The following is a 4,842-nucleotide window of genomic DNA, read 5'->3' as shown; positions in this document are numbered from 1 at the left end:
CTTTCGCACGGGGCGGGGCTCCTTTGACAGACACTGAATGCGGGTCCTAGTTTGGGTCCCATGCCTCGAGTCACCATCGCGCTGCTGAAGGATGACAAGACCCAGTACCGGGACATCCGCTTCAAGCTGGAGGGTGTGCGGACGGCGGCGTCCTATGTCCGCAACGCGGAAGTAGGCCTGGTGGTGGCGCCCGAGTATTTCTTCCGGGACCCCAACCAGAACGACCTCAAGAACTATCACGTCAGTCGGGATGAAAAGACACGCATCCAGGACTCCCTGCTCGACGTGAGCCGGGATTTTCCCAACGTCGTGCTGGCACCCGGAACGGTGGCCTGGAAGCAGCCCACCTCCGACCGCCCCCGGTTCGTGAGCGAGGTGGCCTTGAAGGGGAGCTCGCAGGGCTACTTCGACCATTCCGTGGGGATGACGGCGCTCAACAAGAGCGTGAGCATGTCCCTGACGGCGCTCACGCAGTCCGGCAATCCCCTGTTCGCCCTGGGGCCGCCTCCCGTGTCACACCTGCTGTACAACACCTTGTACCTGTATCACGACGGGCACTACTGGGGATTGGACAAGCAGGGCGACTTCCATGAGTCCAGCTCCGACAAGGTGCTCGTGTACGAGCATGGCGCCATGCTGCAGGAGCTGCGGGTGAACGGCTACCGGCTGCGCTTCGGCCTGGAGATCTGTCTGGACCACGTCAACGGGCGGCTGGCCCAGCATCTCCAGGGCACCGGCGAAGGGCCGGTGGACCTGCATGTCATCATGTCCGACTTCGCCTTCAACAAGGCGCAGCACTTCTGCGCCCGGGATGGCGGGGCCGTGGTGCACGCCTCCACGAAGGAGCGCGCGGTGGAGATCAGCAAGCGATACATCGAGGTTGACCACCCTTCGGGCGGCACCCAGGTCCTCGATACGAAGAAGGGCGTGTTGCGTCCCTTCAAACCCAGCCTGGGGCCGCAGTCGTCGGTCGCCCCCACCAACGTGGGGGGCTTCTGGGTGCGGCCCCTGCTGCACAACAAGCGCGTGACCAACGTCTTCCAGAATGTCGGCGGTACCTACGTCAACCAGCGGGTGGAGCACCAACTGGGCGAATACTTCACGCTCACCGGTGTGAACCTCCGCTGAAGTCTTCCCCCCTCCTCCATCCGAGGCGTCATGCTGAAACCCTACGAGCTGCTGGGCTATGTGCCGTGTGGCGAACAATACAAATACATCCACGACCCGTCGGTCGTCAGCTCGGCGTATCCGCTCGCGAATCGGCTGAAGAAGGCCTACGCGTTGATGGACATCGCCACGGATGCCTATCGGTCGCAGGAGTACGAGATGCTCCGGCACAACCAGCGCAGCCTCGAAAACCTGGTGCGGGGCTACTTCCAGCGCGTCCAGACCTACGATGCCCTGCGCCAGGAGTTCATGACGTTCCTGGAAGGGACGGGGCCCTATGCCATTCCCGGCCAGTATGGTCCTCCTTCAAAGGAGACCTGGCTGATGAAAGGGCAGTTGCAGGGCATCATGTCCCAGGGATTCATCACCTGGGATTCCCAGCCGGGGCTTTACATCGACGACGAGGGGGACCGGTATCTCCAAATCCCCTATCTGCACCTGAGTGGCCCGGAGGACCGGATGGCCACCTTGCTGACCCGCCTGAGCGAGGTGGACTACCAGGGGAAGACCCCGGTGCTCCTGGCGGATCCGGTGGTCTATGAGAACATCAAGGCCAAGAGCGGCCAGGGCCGCGCCCCCCGGGGCGAGGGGCTGCGGGTGCATGCGGTCTACACGGAAGGGTTCGTCACGGGCGCGCTGGCGGCGGAGCTCAAGGGCCACGAGCTGGTGGTCCTGATGGCGAATCCCTCCCTCTGGTATCTGCCCTTCTTCACCGCCATCCACGAGGCCGCGTTCAACATGGTCATCCCCGAGCAGACCCTCTCCATCAACCAGGGCCATTTCTGAGCCGGGTGAAGGAGAGGGCCTGGAGGTGACGGCTCAGGAGTCGTAGCCGTAGTAGCCGTCGAGCACGACGACCTTGCGCGTGGCCGGGTAGTAGAGGACGGCGCGCGTGTCGAACTCGTGGCAGTTGGGGCACGGCACGCCCTGCGTGTAGAGCCACGCCTGCACGTCGCCGCCGCCCGCGAAGGCGTCAATCGCCTGGAGCAGCGCCGCGCCGTCGCCGTAGTAGTTCGACGTGAAGAGGATGCTCTGCGACAGGCCCGCGCGGTTGGTGTACGTGCCGCCCGCGGGATCCGGGAAGGACTGGTCCTGCTCCGCGACCTTCGCGACCACCGTCTGGATGGTGGGGGGCGTGGCCGGGCACGACGGCGTGCGGAACGCGGTGATGGGAGACAGGCCGTGCCACGCGCCGTTGTTGGAGCCGACGTTCCACGTCACGCGGGCGGGCTCCAGCGAGGAGGCGTTGATGGAGGTCAGCGACAGCGGCTGGGGCGAGCCCACGTCACACGCGTTGGCGACGTACAGGCAGCGCGTCACCTGGCGGTAGGTGCCGCACGCGGAGAAGTCCGTCGTGCCCGCAGGCTGGTTCTGCACGCAGTCGTAGGTGGCGGGCTGGCACGTGGGAGACGGCCAGACGTCGTACGCATCCCCGGTGGTGAGCGCGAGGCTGGTGACGCGGCCGACCAGCCGGCCCGTCTTCTGCGCCGTCCCGCCGGCGTTGAGCGCCGCCGTGAAGGTGAGCGGCGTGGTGTGCGGGTCCATGGCCTGCTTCAGCGTGTCGTAGCTCCAGTCCAGCTTGAAGCTGTCCGCGTCCACGTTGCCCACGGCAGGGATGCCGTCCGGCGCGGTGACGGTGAGGGAGCTGGCCGCGGCGTCCACGTTGCCCCGGTACACGAGCGACTGGAGACCGTTCACGACGTAGTAGGGGGTGACGTCCTCCGACACCCACACGGCGTTGGAGCCGCGGAAGTCATAGAAGCGCGGGGCCACTTCGATGCGCGCGGTGTAGTGCGTGGGCGTGCCGGTGAAGGTGTCCACCGTCACGAACAGGGGCAGGCCGGCCAGCACCGAGTTGAGCTCGTGGCCTTCCGGAAGCACCACCTCCAGCCGGCGCTCGCTGATGATGTGCGCCTCGCCGAACGCGTCGTCGGGCACGTAGCTGAACACGTTGCTCAGGTAGCGGTTCGCCGTGGCGTGCAGGATGAGCGAGCGCACGCCGTTGCGCGTCTCGAAGGTGCCCAGCGTCTCGAAGCTCAGCGTGAGCGAGGCCTCGGTGGCGTAGAGGCGCTCCACCGTCGCGGCGGCGGTGCTGGTGCCCGTCGTCTCCACGGACTCGATGGCGTCCGTGGGAGCTTCGGTGGGGCCGCTACAGGCGGGAGCGGCGAATGCGACAAGACATGCGAGTCCGAGCGAACGGGGATTCATGGCGGAGCCTCCGGGGTGGGGAAGCGCCGCATAGCACGTCCGGCTGACACGGGCGGACGGGGGCCCGGTGACAACACTGTTACAAGGCCGATATCACGGGGCCTTCTTGTGGAAGGACTCGCTCCAGGTGGGTGCGGCCTTCTTGATGAGTTCCAGGAACTCCGCCGGGATGTCGTCGGAGCCGGTGAGGGGGCGGACCTCCATCACGTCATCGTTGCCCATGCCGCCGGGATAGCGGCGGGCCCAGGCGATGGCCTCCTCCTTCGACTTCACCTCCAGCACGTAGAAGCCGCCGATGAGCTCCTTCGTTTCGGTGAAGGGGCCGTCCTTCACGTCGGACTTTCCGCCCTTGAAGATGACGTGCGCTCCGGCGGCGGAGGCGCTGAGGCCCTCGGAGGCGACGAGCACGCCGGCCTTGTGCATCTCCTCGTTGAATTTCATCTGCGCGATGAAGACGGCCTCGTCGAAGGGGGCGTCCGCGGGCGCGGGCGTGGGCTCCGGGGTGGACGGCCTGGGGATGAGCATGAAGCGCATGAGGGGGTCTCCTGGGGTGGGGGATTCGTGGGTCTGCCGGCGCGACGAATGATGGGCGGGAGAATCGACAGGGGCCTGGGATTTTCCTCAAGGTGCATCGCGGAGGGTGGGTTCGATGCCGCCCCTCTCCTCTTCTCAGACGGGGCACAGCGATCAGTTGCGCGTCGGCTGACGCGCGGCATCGGCGCTGTGCAGTGGCAAGGGCTCGCCCGTGGTGCCCGGCGTGGACCGGGTGTCCAGCTCATCGTAGAGTGCCCAGGAAGGGAAACTCCTTGATATGGCGCAACTCGTCTTCGGGATGAACCAGTCGTTGGACGGCTACGTCGACCACATGGCGTTTGGGCCAAGCCCCACCCTCTTTCGTCATTTCATCGAGCAGACTCGCGGCCTGACTGGCAGTGTGTACGGTCGCCGCATGTACGAGGTGATGCGTTATTGGGATGAGGATCATCCTGAGTGGGACGCGGCGGAACGCGACTTCGCAACGGCCTGGCGGAGCCAACCGAAGTGGGTCGTGTCACGCACGCTGAAGTCCGTCGGCCCCAACGCCACCCTTGTCGCGAACGACATCGAGGCGACAATCCGCAAGCTGAAGGCTGAGCTTGATGGAGAGATTGACGTTGTAGGCCCGGACCTGGCGCGAAGCCTGACGGACCTCGGTCTCATTGATGAGTATCGAATCTACCTGCACCCCGTCGTGCTGGGTTCCGGCAAGCCCTTCTTCGCCGGCCCGCGGCCGCCACTCCGCCTTAAATCCAGCGAGCGAATGGACGAGAACGTGATCAGGTTGGCGTACGTTCCCGCTTACGACGGTGCTCACGAACGTGGATCGAGGCAGGCGCAGGGCGTAGCCCTCGGTGGGCCCATCCCATGCGTGACGAGCAAGGGCGAGCGCGCCAGAGCCCATAGATTGAGGTCATGGGCGCACCACTT

General features: G+C 65.6%; 5 protein-coding genes. 3 read left to right on the top strand and 2 right to left on the bottom strand.

Translation table 11 applies throughout. The annotated features are described in order from the left end of the window. The first annotated feature begins 60 nt into the window (after positions 1-60). Together D7Y13_RS38645 and D7Y13_RS38640 are read left to right on the top strand one after the other, a co-directional pair. Positions 61-1,128 carry a hypothetical protein gene (locus D7Y13_RS38645; protein WP_120586053.1) on the top strand — a complete coding sequence of 356 codons (1,068 nt, stop codon included), beginning with the start codon at positions 61-63 and terminating at the stop codon, positions 1,126-1,128. 30 nt (positions 1,129-1,158) lie between these two features. Continuing rightward, positions 1,159-1,953, top strand: a complete 795-nt coding sequence (locus tag D7Y13_RS38640) for a hypothetical protein (RefSeq protein ID WP_120586054.1) — start codon at positions 1,159-1,161, stop codon at positions 1,951-1,953. A gap of 33 nt (positions 1,954-1,986) precedes the next feature. Here the strand turns inward: D7Y13_RS38640 and D7Y13_RS38635 are convergent, their stop codons facing one another. Together D7Y13_RS38635 and D7Y13_RS38630 are read right to left on the bottom strand one after the other, a co-directional pair. After that, complete coding sequence (locus D7Y13_RS38635; RefSeq protein WP_120532994.1) at positions 1,987-3,375, bottom strand: hypothetical protein; 1,389 nt, start codon at positions 3,373-3,375, stop codon at positions 1,987-1,989. Between the two features lie 93 nt (positions 3,376-3,468). Next, entirely contained in the window at positions 3,469-3,909 is a 441-nt protein-coding gene (locus D7Y13_RS38630) for a YciI family protein (protein WP_120586055.1), read from the bottom strand. Positions 3,910-4,186: 277 nt separating this feature from the next. On the opposite strand from D7Y13_RS38630, the gene D7Y13_RS38625 reads away from it, so the two are divergent. Then, positions 4,187-4,842, top strand: a 656-nt coding sequence (locus tag D7Y13_RS38625; protein ID WP_147444568.1) for a dihydrofolate reductase family protein, incomplete at its 3' end; no start/stop codon positions are given.

Source organism: Corallococcus praedator (genome assembly GCF_003612125.1).
Lineage (GTDB): Bacteria > Myxococcota > Myxococcia > Myxococcales > Myxococcaceae > Corallococcus > Corallococcus praedator.
This window is presented reverse-complemented; position numbering and strand designations above follow the sequence as displayed.